Origin of the sequence: Acidovorax sp. (assembly GCF_047607405.1) — a bacterium.
Taxonomy (GTDB): Bacteria; Pseudomonadota; Gammaproteobacteria; order Burkholderiales; family Burkholderiaceae_C; genus Acidovorax.
This window is the reverse complement of sequence record NZ_JASGDA010000109.1, coordinates 33,657-50,264: the sequence shown is the minus strand read 5'-3', so window position 1 is coordinate 50,264 and position 16,608 is coordinate 33,657. Positions and strand designations below refer to the sequence as shown.

The 16,608-nt window shown below is 66.3% G+C and carries 17 protein-coding genes and 3 tRNA genes; 8 read left to right on the top strand and 12 right to left on the bottom strand.

Annotation, left to right across the window (positions count from 1 at the left end):
• Window positions 1-15: 15 nt before the first annotated feature.
• The gene (pncB, locus tag QM569_RS13285) at window positions 16-1,233 is read right to left on the bottom strand and encodes a nicotinate phosphoribosyltransferase (protein ID WP_414987706.1); all 1,218 of its coding nucleotides are present in this window, start codon (window positions 1,231-1,233) and stop codon (window positions 16-18) included.
• 96 nt (window positions 1,234-1,329) lie between these two features.
• Complete coding sequence (locus tag QM569_RS13280; RefSeq protein ID WP_414987705.1) at window positions 1,330-1,800, bottom strand: acyl-CoA thioesterase; 471 nt, start codon at window positions 1,798-1,800, stop codon at window positions 1,330-1,332.
• A 245-nt stretch (window positions 1,801-2,045) separates the two neighbouring features.
• Between QM569_RS13280 and QM569_RS13275 the strand changes: the two genes are divergently transcribed.
• The 3 genes from QM569_RS13275 (at window position 2,046) to QM569_RS13265 (ending at window position 4,793) form a co-directional block, all read left to right on the top strand.
• Window positions 2,046-2,594, top strand: coding sequence for a phasin family protein (locus tag QM569_RS13275; protein ID WP_414987704.1), 549 nt, complete (start codon window positions 2,046-2,048; stop codon window positions 2,592-2,594).
• 282 nt (window positions 2,595-2,876) lie between these two features.
• A complete protein-coding gene (locus QM569_RS13270; protein WP_414987703.1) occupies window positions 2,877-3,929 on the top strand; it encodes an extracellular solute-binding protein in 1,053 nt (350 codons plus the stop codon).
• Window positions 3,930-4,034: 105 nt separating this feature from the next.
• Window positions 4,035-4,793, top strand: coding sequence for a 3-hydroxyacyl-CoA dehydrogenase (locus tag QM569_RS13265; RefSeq protein WP_414987702.1), 759 nt, complete (start codon window positions 4,035-4,037; stop codon window positions 4,791-4,793).
• A gap of 61 nt (window positions 4,794-4,854) precedes the next feature.
• Here QM569_RS13265 and QM569_RS13260 read toward each other — a convergent pair.
• From QM569_RS13260 to folC, 8 genes are all read right to left on the bottom strand, one after another.
• Window positions 4,855-4,931: transfer RNA gene (locus tag QM569_RS13260), tRNA-Asp, on the bottom strand.
• Window positions 4,932-4,977: 46 nt separating this feature from the next.
• Window positions 4,978-5,053, bottom strand: a tRNA-Glu gene (locus QM569_RS13255).
• Window positions 5,054-5,076: 23 nt separating this feature from the next.
• Window positions 5,077-5,152, bottom strand: a tRNA-Ala gene (locus tag QM569_RS13250).
• A gap of 64 nt (window positions 5,153-5,216) precedes the next feature.
• Window positions 5,217-6,602 carry a glutamate--tRNA ligase gene (gene gltX / locus QM569_RS13245; RefSeq protein ID WP_414987701.1) on the bottom strand — a complete coding sequence of 462 codons (1,386 nt, stop codon included), beginning with the start codon at window positions 6,600-6,602 and terminating at the stop codon, window positions 5,217-5,219.
• Window positions 6,603-6,669: 67 nt separating this feature from the next.
• Complete coding sequence (gene purF / locus QM569_RS13240) at window positions 6,670-8,178, bottom strand: amidophosphoribosyltransferase (protein WP_414987700.1); 1,509 nt, start codon at window positions 8,176-8,178, stop codon at window positions 6,670-6,672.
• A 13-nt stretch (window positions 8,179-8,191) separates the two neighbouring features.
• Entirely contained in the window at window positions 8,192-8,680 is a 489-nt protein-coding gene (locus QM569_RS13235; RefSeq protein ID WP_414987699.1) for a CvpA family protein, read from the bottom strand.
• 8 nt (window positions 8,681-8,688) lie between these two features.
• Window positions 8,689-9,459, bottom strand: coding sequence for an SPOR domain-containing protein (locus QM569_RS13230; RefSeq protein ID WP_414987698.1), 771 nt, complete (start codon window positions 9,457-9,459; stop codon window positions 8,689-8,691).
• Window positions 9,460-9,503: 44 nt separating this feature from the next.
• A complete protein-coding gene (gene folC, locus QM569_RS13225; RefSeq protein ID WP_414987697.1) occupies window positions 9,504-10,832 on the bottom strand; it encodes a bifunctional tetrahydrofolate synthase/dihydrofolate synthase in 1,329 nt (442 codons plus the stop codon).
• A 19-nt stretch (window positions 10,833-10,851) separates the two neighbouring features.
• On the opposite strand from folC, the gene QM569_RS13220 reads away from it, so the two are divergent.
• From QM569_RS13220 to argG, 4 genes are all read left to right on the top strand, one after another.
• A complete protein-coding gene (locus QM569_RS13220; protein ID WP_414987696.1) occupies window positions 10,852-11,211 on the top strand; it encodes an ArsC family reductase in 360 nt (119 codons plus the stop codon).
• 127 nt (window positions 11,212-11,338) lie between these two features.
• The gene (locus QM569_RS13215) at window positions 11,339-11,998 is read left to right on the top strand and encodes a glycine zipper 2TM domain-containing protein (protein WP_414987763.1); all 660 of its coding nucleotides are present in this window, start codon (window positions 11,339-11,341) and stop codon (window positions 11,996-11,998) included.
• Window positions 11,999-12,098: 100 nt separating this feature from the next.
• Window positions 12,099-12,416, top strand: coding sequence for a pyrimidine/purine nucleoside phosphorylase (locus tag QM569_RS13210; RefSeq protein WP_414987695.1), 318 nt, complete (start codon window positions 12,099-12,101; stop codon window positions 12,414-12,416).
• A gap of 20 nt (window positions 12,417-12,436) precedes the next feature.
• Entirely contained in the window at window positions 12,437-13,777 is a 1,341-nt protein-coding gene (gene argG / locus QM569_RS13205) for an argininosuccinate synthase (protein WP_414987694.1), read from the top strand.
• Window positions 13,778-13,834: 57 nt separating this feature from the next.
• Here the strand turns inward: argG and queC are convergent, their stop codons facing one another.
• A complete protein-coding gene (queC, locus tag QM569_RS13200; protein ID WP_414987693.1) occupies window positions 13,835-14,560 on the bottom strand; it encodes a 7-cyano-7-deazaguanine synthase QueC in 726 nt (241 codons plus the stop codon).
• Window positions 14,557-15,222 (bottom strand): 7-cyano-7-deazaguanine/7-aminomethyl-7-deazaguanine transporter, encoded by a 666-nt coding sequence (locus tag QM569_RS13195; protein WP_414987692.1) that lies wholly within the window; start codon window positions 15,220-15,222, stop codon window positions 14,557-14,559. Before QM569_RS13195 ends, queC begins: the two co-directional genes overlap by 4 nt.
• Before the next feature lie 225 nt (window positions 15,223-15,447).
• On the opposite strand from QM569_RS13195, the gene QM569_RS13190 reads away from it, so the two are divergent.
• Window positions 15,448-16,605 (top strand): BMP family ABC transporter substrate-binding protein, encoded by a 1,158-nt coding sequence (locus QM569_RS13190; RefSeq protein ID WP_414987691.1) that lies wholly within the window; start codon window positions 15,448-15,450, stop codon window positions 16,603-16,605.
• Window positions 16,606-16,608 lie beyond the last annotated feature (3 nt).

Here is a 16,608-nt window from a genome sequence, read left to right as displayed (position 1 = left end):
TCTTTCGCCAATCGGTCAGGCCGCAGGCGCGTCGAACACCTGGCGCAGATAGGCCAGGTATTTTTCGTCGTCGCACATGCCCTTGCCGGGGGTGTCCGACAGCTTGGCCACCGGCTGGTCGTTGCAGCGCGTCATCTTGATGACGATCTGCAGCGGCTCGTGGGCGGGCGGGCTGCCCAGATCATTCGTCAGGTTGGTGCCTATGCCGAACGCGAGCTGGCAGCGGCCATGGAACTGGCGGTGCAGTTCCACGATGCGCGGCACGGTGAGCGCGTCGCTGAAGATCAGCGTCTTGGTCAGCGGGTCCACGCGGTTCTTGCGGTAGTGCTCCAGCAGGCGCTCGCCCCAGGCGAAGGGGTCGCCGCTGTCGTGGCGCGCGCCGTCGAAGAGCTTGCAGAAGTACAGGTCGAAGTCGCGCAGGAAGGCGTTCATGCCGTACACGTCCGACAGCGCAATCCCCAGGTCGCCCCGGTATTCCTTGGCCCACATCTCGAAGCCGTACACCTGGCTGTCGCGCAGGCGCGGCCCCAGGGCCTGGCAGGCTTGCAGGTATTCGTGCGCCATGGTGCCCAGCGGCGTCACACCCAGCTTCATGGCGTACAGCACGTTGCTGGTGCCCGCGAACTGGCCCGGCCCCGCTGGCGCGCCGGGGCGGCGGTCGCCCGTGCCCAGGCGGGCCACCAGCACGCGCAGCACTTCCTCGTGCCAGGCGCGGCTGAAGCGGCGGCGCGTGCCGTAGTCGGCGATTTTCAGGTCGGACAGGCCCTCGCCCTGCAACTGGGCGATCTTCTCGTCGAGGCGCCTGCGGCCCTCGGGGAAGTCGGGCACTTTCTGCGTGTTGCGGAAATAGACCTCGTTGACGATGGCGAGCACCGGAATCTCGAACAGGATGGTGTGCAGCCACGGCCCGCGGATGGTGATGTCGATCTCGCCGGTGTGCAGGGGCGTGACGGTGATGTACTTCTCGTTGAGTCTGAACAGCCCCAGAAAATCCACGAAGTCGCTCTTGATGAAGCGCATGGAGCGCAGGTAGGCCAGTTCGGAGTCCTGGAACTGCAGGCCGCACAGCGCGCGGATTTCGTCCCGGATTTCGTCGGCGAACGGAGCGAGGCGTACGCCGGGGTTGCGGCACCTGAACTTGTATTCGACCTGCGCGCCCGGAAACTGGTGCAGCACCACCTGCATCATGGTGAACTTGTACAGGTCGGTGTCGAGCAGGCTGGTGATGATCATGGGCACAGAGTGTAGGCCATCGCCTCCGCCTTCACCGGGCCGGGGAATTCAGGCCAAATTGGCCTCCAGCGCTTGCCAGTCAATCGCAAGCAGCTATCAATTTGATGGCACCAGCAGCGCCTGCAGCACCTCGCGCAGCGGCGCGGGCACGGGCACCGGGCGGCGCGTGGCGCGGTCCACATAGACGTGGATGAAGTGCCCCGCCGCCGCCGTGAACGGCTCGCCCTGCGCGAACAGGCCCACCTCGTAGTACACGCTGGAGCCGCCCAGGCGCGCCACGCGGATGCCCGCCTCCACCGTCTGCGGGAAGGCCAGCGGGGCAAAGTAGTTGCACTGGGTCTCGATCACGAGGCCGATGGTCTGGCCCGCGTGGATGTCCAGCACGCCCTGCTCGATCAGGTGCGCGTTCACCGCCGTGTCGAACCAGCTGTAATAGACGACGTTGTTCACGTGGCCGTACACGTCGTTGTCGGCCCAGCGCGTGGTAATGGGGCGGAAGGCGCGGTAGGCGCTGCGCGGCTGCGGCGCAGGGCGGGCAGATGCGGATGCGGATGCGGTGGAGGTCATGGCTGGGCATTCTGCCAGCGCCACCCCGCGCTACCGGCATGGCGTGACGCCGCGGTGACGGGCGGCCTGTTTGGGTGTTCTCACCTAATTTGTTGCAGTGCAGCAAAAAACACTTGCAATAACGCGCCGAGTGCCTAAAATTCGCCCTATGCTGCACTGCAACATGCCCCGCCGGGTCAGAGCCAGCGCAGATATCCGATGACCACCCGCCCTGTTTTGGGGCACGATTTTTTAGGAGATATGACATGACGCTGACCGCAGAACAAATCCTGGCCTCGCACAAAGCCAACCTGGAAACCCTGTTTGGCCTGACCACCAAGGCTTTCGAAGGCGTGGAAAAGCTGATCGAGTTGAACGTGACCGCATCGCGCGCCGCGCTGAACGAAGCCGCCAGCCACGCCCAGGCCGTGCTGAGCGTGAAGGACGCGCAAGAGCTGCTGACCCTGCAAGCGGGCCTGCTCCAGCCCCTGGCCGAAAAGACCGCCGCCTACAGCCGCCATCTGTACGACATCGCCGCTGGCACTGGCGCCGAGTTCACCAAGGCTTTCGAAGCCCAGACTGCTGATTCGCAAAAGGCATTCACCAGCCTGGTGGACAGCATCTCCAGGAACGCCCCCGCCGGTTCCGAAACCGCCGTGGCCGTGATGAAGAGCGCCGTCTCCGCCGCCACCAACGCCTTCGAGTCCGTGCAAAAGGCCGTGAAGCAGGCATCCGACATGGCCGAAGCCAACTTCAACGCCGTGGCCACCACTGCCGCCAACGCCGCCAAGACGGCTGCCCCCCGCAAGCGCTGAGCCGCGTACCGAACGGTCTGGAGTGAAAGCTCTAGGCCGCCGCAAGGGAATACCCTGATAATCCAACCCATGCGCTGCGGCTGGTTCCGTGGCGCCCCAGTTGTCTCCTTGGATCCTCTCGAAACCCCCGTTTCAAGGATCCCTTCAAAGCCCGGCTCTGCCGGGCTTTTTTTTGCCCCGATGGCCGCCTCCCATACCCCGCCGAAGTCCAGGCACTTATTAAGAACAATTCGCGTTGGGGCCTATCATGGGGCGGTTCCAACCCTGAAAGACGCACATCCCATGTCGAAGACCGTGAAAGCCCTGCTCGGCGCCTGCGCGCTGGCCGCCGCTGCGGGCACCGTTTCTGCCCAGGACCAGGTGGTCAACCTCTACTCCGCCCGCCACTACGCCACGGACGAGGCGCTGTACAGCGGCTTCACCAAGGCCACCGGCATCCGCATCAACCGCGTGGATGCCGACGACGCGGGCATCCTGGCCCGCCTGAAGGCCGAGGGCACGGCATCGCCCGCCGACGTGATCCTGCTGGTGGACGCCGCCCGGCTGTACAAAGGCGAAGTGGACGGGCTGTTCCAGCCCATCAAGTCCCAGGTGCTCAACGACGCCATTCCGGCCAACCTGCGCAGCGCGCCCGCCGCCGACGGGGGCATCGCCTGGTTCGGGCTTTCAACCCGCGCGCGCGTGATCGTCTATAGCAAGGCCAGGGTGCAGAAGGAAGATGTCGATACCTACGAGGAACTGGGCGCCCCCAAGAACAAGGGCAAGCTGTGCATCCGCTCCGGCTCGCACCCCTACAACCTGAGCCTGTTCGGCGCCGTGACCGAGCACATGGGCGAGCAGAAGGCCGAAGCCTGGCTCAAGGGCATGGTCGCCAACCTGGCGCGCCCGCCCAAGGGCGGCGACACCGACCAGATCAAGGCCGTGGCGTCCGGCGAGTGCGACATCGCCGTGAGCAACAGCTACTACCTGGCCCGCATGATGCGCTCCAGCAAGCCCGAGGACCAGGCCGTGGTGAGCAAGGTGGCCGTGGTGTTCCCCAACCAGAACTCCTGGGGCACCCACATGAACATCGCCGGGGGCGCCGTCGCCCGCCATGCCAAGAACCGCGCCAACGCCATCAGGTTTCTGGAATACCTGGCCAGCCCCGAGGCGCAGAACTACTTCGCCAACGGCAACAACGAATGGCCCGCCGCCAAGGGCGTGACGCTGGACAACCCTGCCCTCAAGGCCATGACCGGCGGTGCGCCCTTCAAGAGCGAGACCATCCCGATCAGCGCCGTGGGCGCCCACATGACCAAGGTACAGCAGATGCTGGACCGCGCGGGTTTCCAGTAACCCCCTGCCCTGCGCTCCCCTTGCAAGCCCGGCTGGTCCGGGCTTTTTTTCGTCCCGCCCAGGCATAATTGACGTTTACGTCAACGTCACTCACTGGAGACATTCATGGACATCAAGGGCAAGGTATTCATCGTGACCGGCGGCGCTTCGGGCCTGGGCGAAGGCACGGCGCGCATGCTGGCCGCGCAGGGCGGCACGGTCGTCATCGCCGACATGCAGGCAGAAAAGGGCGTAGCCGTGGCGAAGGAGATCGGCGGCACCTTCGTCAAGTGCGACGTGAGCAGCGAGGCCGACGGCCAGGCCGCCGTCGCCAAGGCCGTGTCCCTGGGCAAGCTCATGGGCCTGGTGAACTGCGCGGGCATCGCCCCCGCCGAGAAGACCGTGGGCAAGAACGGCGCCCATGCGCTGGCCGTGTTCAGCAAGACCATCACGGTGAACCTGATCGGCAGCTTCAACATGATCCGCCTGGCCGCCGAGGCCATGAGCAGGAACGAGCCAGAGCCCACGGGCGAGCGCGGCGTGCTCATCAGCACCGCCAGCGTGGCCGCCTACGACGGCCAGATCGGCCAGGCCGCCTACTCCGCGTCCAAGGGCGGCGTGGTCGGCATGACATTGCCCATCGCCCGCGACCTGGCACGCAACGGCATCCGCAACATGACCATCGCCCCCGGCATCTTCGGCACGCCCATGCTGTTCGGCATGCCCCAGGAAGTGCAGGACGCGCTGGCTGCGGGCGTGCCCTTCCCCAGCCGCCTGGGCACGCCGCAGGACTACGCCAAGCTGGTGCGACACATCTTCGAGAACGACATGCTCAACGGCGAGGTGATCCGGCTGGACGGCGCCATCCGCCTCGCGCCGAAGTGATGATGGGACGGCATCAAAAGCAAAAAGGGCTGCATCTTGCGATGCAGCCCTTTTGGGTCTCTGGCGGAGTGGACGGGACTCGAACCCGCGACCCCCGGCGTGACAGGCCGGTATTCTAACCAACTGAACTACCACTCCTGGCAGACAGCTTTTGTGGCTCTTGCGAGCCCAAGTGCTGCAAACTTGGCGACCCTACGGGGATTCGAACCCCGGTACTCACCGTGAAAGGGTGATGTCCTAGGCCTCTAGACGATAGGGTCAAAACCTAGAAAACTGACAATCCTGGTGGAGGTAAGCGGGATCGAACCGCTGACCTCTTGCATGCCATGCAAGCGCTCTCCCAGCTGAGCTATACCCCCACTCGATGACAGCAACACGGTGGCGTTGTTGTCATTATCAGAGCCTTGGATTATAGACCGGTTTTCAGCGCTTTCGCAAACGCGCTACAACTTTTTCACGCCCCACCAGTTCGAGCACAGCATCCACCGAAGGCGTGTGCGCGGTGCCCAGCACCAGCACACGCACAGGCATGGCGAGCTGCGGCATCTTGAGGCCCTGGGCCTTGAGCACGTCCTTGATGGCTGCCGCTATCGCATCCTTGTTCCACTCCACCGCTTCCATGGCGGCGGCGAAGGCGTCGAGCGCCGGGACGGCGGCCTCGGTGATGTGCTTGGCGTAGTCGTCGGCGTTGCGCTCGATGGCGTCGGCGTAGAACAGGCGCGCCCAGTTCGCCAGATCGACCAGGGTGTCGCAGCGGTCCTTGAACAGGCCGCAGATGCGCGACAGGCGGTCGTCGGCGCCCACATCCACAAGGAAGGGCTTGAGCATGTCGGCCAGCAGCGCGTCTTCAGTGGCCTTCAAATGCTGGGCGTTCACCCAGCGCAGCTTGGCCTCGTCGAACTGCGCGGCGCTCTTGCCCAGGTGGTCGAGGTTGAACCATTGCAAAAACTGCGCGCGGCTGAAGATCTCGTCGTCGCCGTGGCTCCAGCCCAGCCGGGCCAGGTAGTTGACCATGGCGTCGGGCAGGTAGCCCTCGTCGCGGTATTGCGTGACGGGCTTGGCGCCGTTGCGCTTGCTCATCTTCTCGCCCTGCTCGTTGAGCACGGTGGGCAGGTGGGCATAGACCGGCGGTTCCTTGCCCAGGGCGCGGAAGATGTTGATCTGGCGCGGCGTGTTGTTCACGTGGTCGTCGCCGCGGATCACGTGGGTGATGGCCATGTCGATATCGTCCACGACCACGCAGAAGTTGTACGTGGGCGTGCCGTCGGGGCGGGCAATCACCAGATCATCCAGCTCGTCGTTGCTGATCTCGATGCGGCCCTTGACCTTGTCGTCCCAGGCCACCACGCCGCTCTGCGGGTTCTTGAAGCGCAGCACGGGCTGCACGCCTTCGGGCACGCGCGGCAGGGTCTTGCCGGGCTCGGGGCGCCAGGTGCCGTCGTAGCGCGGTTTTTCCTTGGCGGCCATTTGCTTTTCGCGGAGGGCGTCGAGCTCGGCCACGCTCATGTAGCAGGGATAGACGTGGCCTGCGGCCTGCAGGTCGGCCAGCACGGCCTTGTAGCGGTCCATGCGCTGCATTTGGTAGAACGGGCCTTCGTCATGATCCAGGCCCAGCCAGGCCATGCCTTCGATGATCACATCGACCGCGGCCTGGGTGGAGCGCTCCAGGTCGGTGTCCTCGATGCGCAGGATGAAGTCGCCGCCCGTGGCGCGGGCGAAGGCCCAGGGGTACAGCGCCGAGCGGATGTTGCCCAGATGAATGAAGCCCGTGGGAGACGGGGCGAAGCGGGTGCGGGTTTTCTGCGTCATGTTCGTTTACTACAAAAACAATAGCTTCTTGCGCTTGCTGCATAAGCGCTGGAGCCTGTTTTTGCCATTAATTTTGCTGTGCGTTCGGCAGTGACAGGCGCGAGGTGTCGTCGGCCTCGTCCTCGCCGCCACGGTTGCGGCCTTCGTTGAGGGCGGTGACCTCCTCGTCGGAGATGTCGCCGGTGATGTACACGCCGTCGAAGCACGACGCCTCGAAGCCTTCGATGCGCGGGTTGATCTTGCCCACGGCCTGCTTCATCGCCTCCACGTCCTGGTAGATGAGCGCGTCGGCGCCGATGGCCTGGCGGATTTCTTCCACGGTGCGGCCATGCGCGACGAGTTCGCCGCGCGTGGGCATGTCGATGCCATAGACGTTGGGGTGGCGCACCGGCGGCGCGGCGGACGCCAGATAGACCTTGCGCGCGCCCGCGTCGCGGGCCATTTGCACGATCTCTTTCGACGTGGTGCCGCGCACGATGGAGTCGTCCACCAGCAGCACGTTGCGGCCCTTGAATTCGCTGCCGATGGCGTTGAGCTTCTGGCGCACGGACTTCTTGCGCGCGCCCTGCCCCGGCATGATGAAGGTACGGCCTACGTAGCGGTTCTTGACGAAGCCCTCGCGGTACGGAATGCCCAGCAGCTGCGCAAGCTGCATGGCGCTGGGGCGGCTGGATTCGGGGATGGGGATGATGGCGTCGATCTCGCTCGGCGGCACGGTGGAGACCACGCGCTTGGCGAGTGTTTCGCCCATGTTCAGGCGGGCCTGATAGACGGAGATGCCGTCCAGCACCGAGTCGGGCCGCGCCAGATAGACGAACTCGAAGATGCAGGGGTTCAGGCGCGGGTGCTCGGCGCACTGCGCGGTTTCGATGCGGCCATCGGTGTGGATGAACACGGCCTCGCCAGGGGCCACGTCGCGCTCCAGCTTGTGCAGCGTGCCTTCGAGCGCCACCGATTCGCTGGCGAGCATGACGGTGCCGTCCGCGCCGTGGCCCATGCACATCGGGCGGATGCCGAAGGGGTCGCGGAAGGCCAGCAGCCCATAGCCCGCGATGAGCGCGATCACCGCATACGAGCCCTTGACGCGCCGGTGTACGGCACCCACGGCGGCGAACACGTCTTCGGACTTGAGCGGCGCGCCGCTGCTGGCGCGCGCCAGTTCGTGCGCCAGCACGTTGAGCAGCACCTCGGAATCGCTCTCGGTGTTGGTGTGGCGGTGGTCGGTGTCGGCCAGTTCGCGGCGCAATTGCTTGGCGTTGGTCAGGTTGCCGTTGTGGACCATGACGATGCCGAACGGCGCGTTCACGTAGAAGGGCTGGGCCTCTTCCTCGCTGGACGCATTGCCCGCCGTGGGGTAGCGCGCCTGCCCCAGGCCCACCGTGCCCGGCAGCGCGCGCATGTTGCGCGTGCGGAACACGTCGCGCACCATGCCCTTGGCCTTGTGCATGAAGAACTTGCGCCCCTGCTGGGTGACGATGCCCGCCGCGTCCTGGCCCCGGTGCTGCAACAGCAGCAGGGCGTCATAGATCAACTGGTTGACGGGCGCTGTGCTGACGACGCCGACGATTCCACACATAGTCGTTTTCCAATCACGAAGGCAGATGCCTGCCAAATTCTTCCGGCAAGGCCGGTTTCAAACCCTTGAGCACTTGCGCCAGCACGGGGGCGCCGCGCGACTCCTGCCACCAGGGCGCCTCGTGCAGCGGGGTCAGCCCCGCCACCACGGCCACCGCCAGCAGCAGCACCAGCCCGCGCAGCACGCCGAACACCGCGCCCAGCGCGCGGTCCGCCGGGCGCAGGCCGATGGCTTCGACCAGCTTCTTGGCCAGCCAGCTCAGAAAACCGCAGGCGAACACCGCCGCCACGAACACCACCACAAACCCCGCCGCGTAGCGCAGCGCGCCCGAGGACTCGCCCATGGGCAGCCGCGCGGCCACGTCCTCGGCGAACCACTGCGCCGCAAAGAATGCCGCCACCCAGCCCAGCAGGGACAGCACCTCGAACACCAGCCCGCGCCAGGCCCCGATGAGCATCGACGCCAGCAGCACCGCCACGAAAACCCAGTCCAGGGCGGCCATTGCAAAGATCAGAGCGTCAGCACGGATGCCGACAAGTCCAGCGCCTTGATGCGCGCCGCCGCCTTGTCCGCCTCGGCCCGGCTGTTGAACGGGCCCACGCGCACGCGGGTGAGCTTGCCCGCCACCTGGGTGTAGGTCTTGAGCCCGGCGCGCTCCACCTTCATGCGCACTTCGCGGACCTTGGCCGCATCCTCGAACGCGCCGACCTGGACGATGAAACGCTCCTCGGCGGCAGCGGCTGCAGGCTCCGACGGGCGGCCTTCGAGCAGGGCGCGCGCTCGCACGGCGTCGTCGGGGCGCTGCGGGGCGGGTTTGGGCTCTGGCTTGGGCTCCGGCTTGGGCGCTGCCGCAGCGGCGGGCCGCGACGCCGCCGGGCGGGTGGAGGGCACGAACTCCTCGCCGTCCGCGAGGCCATTGCTGGCGGCGTTGCTGGCGGCGTTGCTGTTGCGCACGGGGGCGGCGGGCGCTGCGGGCGCCCTGACGGCTGCGGGTTGTTCTACCGGTGCTGGCGTGACCAGGGGGGCGACCTTGTTGCGGTCCGGGATTTCAATGGGAATGTCCACCGGGATCGGGCGGGGCTGGGTGTCGAACAGCATGGGGAACCCGATCACCCCGATCAGCACCAGCACCGCCGCGCCGATCAGCCGGTGGCGGGCGCGTCGGCGCATCACCTCGATGCTTTCCGCCTGGGGAGCGTTGCGCGGGCGCCGGGCCGTCTTTTCGGCCTGCTGGGATGGCTGTTCGCCCTGGCCGGGCCACCGAAACTTGAAAAATGCCATGGGGTAACGACTCGTGCAGGCCCAAAAAACGTATGTCTGCGGCCCTATTGGTCCAGGTGCTTGGCGTGCAGGCGCGGCGTTCCGTTGATCAGCACGCCGCCCACTGTGTAAAACGAGCCAAAGACGACGATTCTATCAGCCGGGTCCGCCGCATCGACTGCGGCCTGCAGGGCCGCCAGAGGGTCGGCGTGCAGGCTCGTGGCGACCTCGCGCCGCCCGCCTGCCACCATCTGCAGGGCGTTCCATTTCTGCTGCAGGGCCGCAGCAGTTTCGGCGCGCGGCGTAGGCAGGTTGGTGAAATACCAGCGGTCCACCAGCGGCCCCACCTTGGCGAGCATGGGCGCCAGGTCCTTGTCGGCCATGGCGCCAAAGACGGCGTGCGTGGTCGGAAAGAACCCCATCGCATCCAGGTTGGCCGTGAGCGCGGCCACGGAATGCGGGTTGTGCGCCACGTCCAGCACCAGCGTGGGCTGGCCCGGCACGATCTGGAAGCGCCCGGGCAGCTCCACCATCGCCATGCCGTTGCGCACGGCCTGGGCCGTGACGGGGATGCGGTCGCGCAGGGCCTCCAGCGCGGCCAGCACGCCCGAGGCGTTGATGAGCTGGTTGGCCCCGCGCAGCGCCGGGTAGGCCAGGCCCGCATAGCGGCGGCCCCGCCCGGCCCAGCTCCACTGCTGCTTGTCGCCCGAGAAGTTGAAGTCCGTGCCGAAGCGCCACAGGTCGGCGCCGACCTCCCGCGCATGGTCCACGACGCTCTGCGGCGCCATGGGGTCGCTCACCACCGCCGGACGGCCCGTGCGCATGATGCCCGCCTTCTCGCGGCCGATGCTTTCGCGGTCCGGCCCCAGGTATTCGGTGTGGTCGATGTCGATGCTGGTGATGACGGCGCAGTCGGCGTCGATGACGTTGGTGGCGTCCAGACGCCCGCCCAGGCCCACTTCGAGGATGGCCACATCCAGCCGCGCACGGCTCATCAGCCGCAGGATGGCAAGCGTGGTGAACTCGAAATAGGTCAGCGAAACTTCAGTGCCATTTTGCGTCCTGGCGCTTTCCACATCTGCGAAGTGCGCTATCAAATCAGAAGCATTTACGATGTCGCCATGGATGCGGCAGCGCTCCTCGAAGCGCACCAGGTGCGGCGACGTGTACACCCCCGTGCGGTAGCCCGCCTGCAGCGCCACGGCCTCCAGCATGGCGCAGGTGGAGCCCTTGCCGTTGGTGCCCGCCACGGTGATCACTGGGCAGTCGAAGGCCAGGCCCATGCGGCGCGCCACCTCGCGCACGCGCTCCAGGCCCATGTCGATGTTTTGGGGGTGCAGCCGCTCGCAGTGGGCAAGCCAGCCGTCCAGGGTCTGGGGAAGGTCGTGGTGCATGGGGGCAGAATTGTCGCCCATGAGCACACCCACCATCACCCTCTACGGCATTCCCAACTGCGACACGGTCAAGAAGTCCCGCGCCTGGTTCGCGGAGCACGGCGTTGACTACACCTTCCACGACTTCAAGAAACAAGGCGTACCCGCCAGCCTGCTGCCCGGCTGGATGGACGCCGTGGGCTGGGAAAGGCTGCTCAACCGCCAGGGCACGACCTGGCGCAGGCTCGAGCCCGCCACGCAGGCCGCCGTGACGGACGCCGCCAGCGCCCGCGCACTGATGCAGGCGCAGCCCAGCGTCATCAAGCGCCCGGTGGTGGTCTGCGGCACGCGGGTCACCGTGGGCTTCGTGCCCGACCAGTGGCAGGCGTGGTGTAGATAGCGCGCAAAACTGCACAAATCTTTACGGTCGTTTACGCCGCCCAGGCCCGGGGTTGACGTGTACGGCCTAAACTTTTTTTCAGTCTGGTGCGTTATGTACCGACCTTGAAAGGAGTTTCTCCATGACCATGAAAAAGATCGTCGCTTTCTCCGCCCTGGCCGCCGTGGCCGTTGCCGCCAGCGCCCAGGAGCAAGGCCGCGTGCTGTCGGCCACGCCCGTGGTGCAGCAGGTCGCCATTCCGCAGCAGGTCTGCGGCAATGAAACCGTGTACAGCGGCAGTCGCAACAGCGGCGCGGGCGCCGTGCTCGGCGCCATCGCAGGCGGCGCGGCGGGCAATGCCATCGGCAGGGGCAGCGGTCGCGCGGCGGCCACCGCCATCGGCGTGATCGGCGGCGCGGTGATCGGCAACCAGATCGAGGGCAACGGCCAGCCCCAGTACCAGAACGTGCAGCGCTGCACCACCGAGACGTACTACGAGAACCGCACCGTGGGCTACGACGTGGTCTATGAATACGCGGGCCGCCAGTACACCACCCGCACGCAGAACGATCCGGGCCGCTGGATCCCGGTCAGCGTGCAGCCTGCAGCGCAGCCAGCGTATTCCAGCGACCCCTACGCGGGCGAGCGCGTGTACAGCCAGCCGGGCGTGGTCACGTCCACCTATTCCACCTACCCGCAGCAGCCGGTGTACCAGCAGCCGCCCGCCTACGCAGCGCCGGCGGTGGTGATCGAGTACGGCTACGACCGCCGCCCGTACCACCGCCACGGCGACCCCTACTGGCGTTGAGCCCCCCAGCACCCAAGAGCCCCGCAAGGGGCTTTTGTGTTTTTGGCGCGCTCTAAAATGCTGGGTTTTCCTCCATTCAACCAACCCGGCGCATCTTTCCATGACCACCGAAAAAATCGACGGCGTGTCCGTCACCACCCAAGCCAACGTCTATTTCGACGGCAAGTGCGTGAGCCACGGCATCACGTTCGCCGACGGCACGAAAAAATCGGTGGGCGTGGTGCTGCCCGCGACGCTGACCTTCAACACCGGCGCGCCCGAGATCATGGAATGCGTCGCAGGCGCGTGCGAATACAAGCTGGCGGGCAGCGATGCGTGGGTGAAGTCGTCGGCTGGCGAGAAATTCAGCGTACCCGGCAACTCCAGCTTCGACATCCGCGTGACCGAGGCTTACCACTACATCTGCCACTTCGGCTGAACCGAAAGCGCCCACACACCATGGCCACCATCCTGCAAAACCTGCCCAAGGGGCAAAAAGTCGGCATCGCCTTCTCGGGCGGCCTCGACACCAGCGCCGCGCTGCGCTGGATGAAGAACAAGGGCGCCCTGCCCTACGCCTATACCGCCAACCTGGGCCAGCCCGACGAGCCCGACTACGACGCCATCCCGCGCAAGGCGATGGAATACGGCGCCGAAAAGGCCCGCCTGATCGACTGCCGCGCGCAGCTTGCCCACGAAGGCATCGCCGCGCTGCAGGCCGGCGCCTTCCACGTGCGCACCGCAGGCGCCACCTACTTCAACACCACGCCGCTGGGCCGCGCCGTCACCGGCACCATGCTGGTGGCCGCGATGAAGGAAGACGACGTACACATCTGGGGCGACGGCTCCACCTTCAAGGGCAACGACATCGAGCGCTTCTACCGCTACGGCCTGCTGACCAACCCGTCGCTGAAAATCTACAAGCCCTGGCTGGACCAGCTCTTCATTGACGAGCTGGGCGGTCGCGCCGAGATGTCGGCCTTCATGACCCGCGAAGGCTTCGGCTACAAGATGAGCGCCGAGAAGGCGTACAGCACCGACAGCAACATGCTGGGCGCCACGCACGAGGCGAAAGACCTGGAGTTTTTGAACAGCGGCATCCGCATCGTGAACCCCATCATGGGCGTCGCCTTCTGGAAGGACGACGTGCCAGTGAAGGCCGAGGAAGTCTCCGTGCGCTTCGAGGAAGGCCAGCCCGTGGCCCTGAACGGCGTGGAGTTCAGTGACCCGGTGGAGTTGTTCCTCGAAGCCAACCGCATCGGCGGCCGCCACGGCCTGGGCATGTGCGACCAGATCGAGAACCGCATCATCGAGGCCAAGAGCCGCGGCATCTACGAGGCCCCCGGCCTGGCCCTGCTGCACATCGCCTACGAGCGCCTGGTCAGCGGCATCCACAACGAGGACACCATCGAGCAGTACCGCATGAACGGCCTCAAATTGGGCCGCCTGCTCTACCAGGGCCGCTGGTTCGACCCCCAGGCCATCATGCTGCGCGAAACCGCCCAGCGCTGGGTGGCCCGCGCCATCACCGGCACCGTGACGCTGGAGCTGCGCCGGGGCAACGACTACAGCATCCTGAACACCGAAAGCCCCAACCTGACCTACGCGCCCGAGCGCCTGTCGATGGAGAAGGTGGAAGACGCGCCGTTCAGCCCGCTCGACCGCATCGGGCAACTGACCATGCGCAACCTCGACATCGTGGACACCCGCGGCAAGCTGGGCGTGTATTCCAAGGCCGGGCTGCTGTCGCTGGGCGGCAATGCGGCGCTGGCGCAGCTGGAAGACGGCGCCAAGAAATAATCCAAGCCAAATCGGCCTCCCGCGCTTGCCAGACAAGCGCGGGCTGCTATCAAAATATCAGACAGCAGAACTTCCGGCCGGGTGGAGGACTGGCGTGCGGCGGTTGAATTCATCCCAGCCTTTGGCGCGCAGCTTGCACGCCGGGCAGGTGCCGCAGCCGTGGCCCCAGGGGTGCAGCCGGTCGCGCTGGCCCAGGTAGCAGGTGTGGGAGTCGCGCCGGATCAGTTCCACCAATGCGCTGCCGCCCAGTTCGTCGGCCAGCGCCCAGGTGGCGGCCTTGTCGCGCCACATCAGCGGCGTCTCCAGCGTCAGCGCCCGGTCGATTCCCAGGCTCAACGCCACTTGCAGGGCCTTGAGGGTGTTGTCGCGGCAGTCGGGGTAGCCGGAATAGTCCGTCTGCGACATGCCGCCCACCAGCACGTCGATCCCACGCCGATAGGCCAGCCCCGCCGCCAGCGTGAAGAACAGCAGGTTGCGCCCCGGCACGAAGGTGTTGGGCAGGCCGTCGCTCTGCAGGGTGATGGCCACGTAGTCGGTCATGGCGCTGGTGCCCAGCTGGCCGAGCACGTCCACGGTCAGCAGGTGGTCGTCGCCCAACTGGCCCGGCCACTGCATGCGCAGCAGCCCTTCGCGCAGCCGCGCGCGGCAATCGAGCTCCACGCGGTGGCGCTGGCCGTAGTCAAAGCCCAGCGTCTCCACGTGCGCGTAGCGCGACAGCGCCCAGGCCAGGCAGGTGGCGGAATCCTGCCCGCCCGAGAACAGCACCAGAGCGCGCCGGCTCATGCCGCAGCCGCAGTGGTCGGCGTGCGCATGGCACGCACGATGGCGGCCAGCGCCACGCCGTAGGCGGGCACGAAGAGCAGCAGGCTCACGGCCAGCTTGATGACGTAGTCCACCAAGGCAATCTCGCCCCAGTGCGCGGCCATGAACGGGTCTGTGCTGCGCCAGAAGGCGATGGAGAAGAACGCGACCGTGTCCAGCGCCTGCCCGAACACCGATGCGGCGGCGGGCGCGAGCCACCAGGCATGGCTTTTCTGGCGGATGCGGTCGAACACCTGGATGTCGAGCAACTGCCCCAGCACGTAGGCCGCAAAGCTGGCGAAGGCGATGCGAAATACGAAGGTGTTGAAGTCACCCAACGCGCCCCAGCCGTTGAAGCGGCCTTCATGGAACAGCACGCCCACGATGTAAGAAGCCACCAACGCGGGCAGCATGGCGCGCGTGATGACGCGGCGCGCGGGCTGCTTGCCGATCAGCCGCACGGTGAGGTCGGTCGCCAGGAAGATGAACGGGAAGCTGAACGCGCCCCAGGTGCTGTGAAAGCCGAACAGGGTGATCGGCAACTGCACCAGGTAGTTGCTGGCAATGACGATGGCGATGTGGAACGCCACCAGGAGGGAGAGGTAGAGCGGCACGCGCGAGGGCGGCGCCTGAACGGGCGTCATGGCTGTCCTTTTTGGTGAATGGGGGTGAGGGAACCCATGGATTGACGTAAGGCGCGGATTCTACGCGCATTGCGCCCGCGCATGCATGGTTTCAGCATCAAATTGGCCTCCAGCGCGCGTCCAGCAAGCGCCTGGAGCTATTGTTTTTGAACCTTCTTCGCAGCATACTGGCACACTAAGTGCTTGACGCCCTTCCTCCCTCCATCCCTACCGAAAAGCCCCACCATGACCCTCGACCCACGCAAACGCACCCTGCTCCGCCTTGCCGCTGCCGCCACCGCGCTCGGCGCCGCCGCCCTCGCGGGCTGCGGCAAGAAGGAAGAACCCGCACCCGCTGCCGCACCGGCCCCCGCCGCAGCGCCAGCCGCCGCCGAGCCGCTGAAGGCCGCGTGGATCTACGTGGGCCCCGTGGGCAGCGCGGGCTGGAGCTATGCGCACGACCAAGGCCGCAAGGCGGTGGAGGCGGCGTTCGGCGACAAGATCAAGACCACCTTCATCGAGAGCGTGCCCGAGGGCGCCGACACCGAGCGCGTGCTGCGCGACCTCATCAGCCAGGGCAACACGCTGATCTTCGGCACCAGCTTCGGCTTCATGGAGGCCATGGTGAAGCTGGCGGGCGAGTTCCCGCAGGTCAAGTTCGAGCACGCCACGGGCTACAAGACGGCGCCCAACCTGAACGTCTATGACTCGCGCTTCTACCAGGACACGTACCTCGCGGGCATCATCGCGGGCCACATGACCAAGTCCAACACGCTGGGCTACGTGGGCTCGATGCCCATCCCTGAAGTGCTGCGCAACATCAACGCCTTCACGCTGGGCGCGCAGAGCGTGAACCCCAAGGTCAAGACCCGCGTGGTGTGGACCAACAGCTGGTACGACCCGCCGCGCGAGACCGAGGCCGCCACCTCGCTGCTCAACGGCGGCGCCGACGTGCTGCTGCAGAACACCGATTCGCCCGCCGTCATCCAGGCCGCCGACAAGGCAGGCAAGTTCGCCTTCGGCTGGGATTCGGACATGAGCGAGTTCGGCGGCAACGCGCACCTGGGCTCGGCCATCGCCGACTGGAGCCACTACTACAAGAAGAGCGTGCAGGCCGCGCTGGACGGCACCTGGAAGGGTGGCCAGGTCACGCGCTGGGGCGTGCCCGAGGGGCAGAACGATCTCATCAAGCTCTCCGACAAGATCCCGCCCGAGGTGCGCGCCAAGGTCGAGGAGGTGAAGGCCAAGATGAAGGACGGCAGCTTTGACGTGTTCAACGGCCCCGTGGTCGATACCACGGGCAAGGAGCGCCTGGCCCCCGGCACGCGTGCGGACGATGCCTGGATGGGCGCCATCGACTTCTTCGTCAAGGGCGTCGAAGGGCAGATTCCCGCTACGAAATAAATA

Excerpts from the sequence above, each read along its gene's own strand:
- QM569_RS13210 (WP_414987695.1), top strand. The coding sequence starts at position 12,099 with ATGACCACCGAAAAAATCGACGGCGTGTCCGTCACCACCCAAGCCAAC.
- pncB (WP_414987706.1), bottom strand. The coding sequence starts at position 1,233 with ATGATCATCACCAGCCTGCTCGACACCGACCTGTACAAGTTCACCATG.
- queC (WP_414987693.1), bottom strand. The coding sequence starts at position 14,560 with ATGAGCCGGCGCGCTCTGGTGCTGTTCTCGGGCGGGCAGGATTCCGCC.
- QM569_RS13220 (WP_414987696.1), top strand. The coding sequence starts at position 10,852 with ATGAGCACACCCACCATCACCCTCTACGGCATTCCCAACTGCGACACG.
- folC (WP_414987697.1), bottom strand. The coding sequence starts at position 10,832 with ATGCACCACGACCTTCCCCAGACCCTGGACGGCTGGCTTGCCCACTGC.
- argG (WP_414987694.1), top strand. The coding sequence starts at position 12,437 with ATGGCCACCATCCTGCAAAACCTGCCCAAGGGGCAAAAAGTCGGCATC.
- QM569_RS13235 (WP_414987699.1), bottom strand. The coding sequence starts at position 8,680 with ATGGCCGCCCTGGACTGGGTTTTCGTGGCGGTGCTGCTGGCGTCGATG.
- gltX (WP_414987701.1), bottom strand. The coding sequence starts at position 6,602 with ATGACGCAGAAAACCCGCACCCGCTTCGCCCCGTCTCCCACGGGCTTC.
- QM569_RS13215 (WP_414987763.1), top strand. The coding sequence starts at position 11,339 with ATGAAAAAGATCGTCGCTTTCTCCGCCCTGGCCGCCGTGGCCGTTGCC.
- QM569_RS13280 (WP_414987705.1), bottom strand. The coding sequence starts at position 1,800 with ATGACCTCCACCGCATCCGCATCCGCATCTGCCCGCCCTGCGCCGCAG.
- purF (WP_414987700.1), bottom strand. The coding sequence starts at position 8,178 with ATGTGTGGAATCGTCGGCGTCGTCAGCACAGCGCCCGTCAACCAGTTG.
- QM569_RS13190 (WP_414987691.1), top strand. The coding sequence starts at position 15,448 with ATGACCCTCGACCCACGCAAACGCACCCTGCTCCGCCTTGCCGCTGCC.
- QM569_RS13265 (WP_414987702.1), top strand. The coding sequence starts at position 4,035 with ATGGACATCAAGGGCAAGGTATTCATCGTGACCGGCGGCGCTTCGGGC.
- QM569_RS13275 (WP_414987704.1), top strand. The coding sequence starts at position 2,046 with ATGACGCTGACCGCAGAACAAATCCTGGCCTCGCACAAAGCCAACCTG.
- QM569_RS13270 (WP_414987703.1), top strand. The coding sequence starts at position 2,877 with ATGTCGAAGACCGTGAAAGCCCTGCTCGGCGCCTGCGCGCTGGCCGCC.
- QM569_RS13230 (WP_414987698.1), bottom strand. The coding sequence starts at position 9,459 with ATGGCATTTTTCAAGTTTCGGTGGCCCGGCCAGGGCGAACAGCCATCC.
- QM569_RS13195 (WP_414987692.1), bottom strand. The coding sequence starts at position 15,222 with ATGACGCCCGTTCAGGCGCCGCCCTCGCGCGTGCCGCTCTACCTCTCC.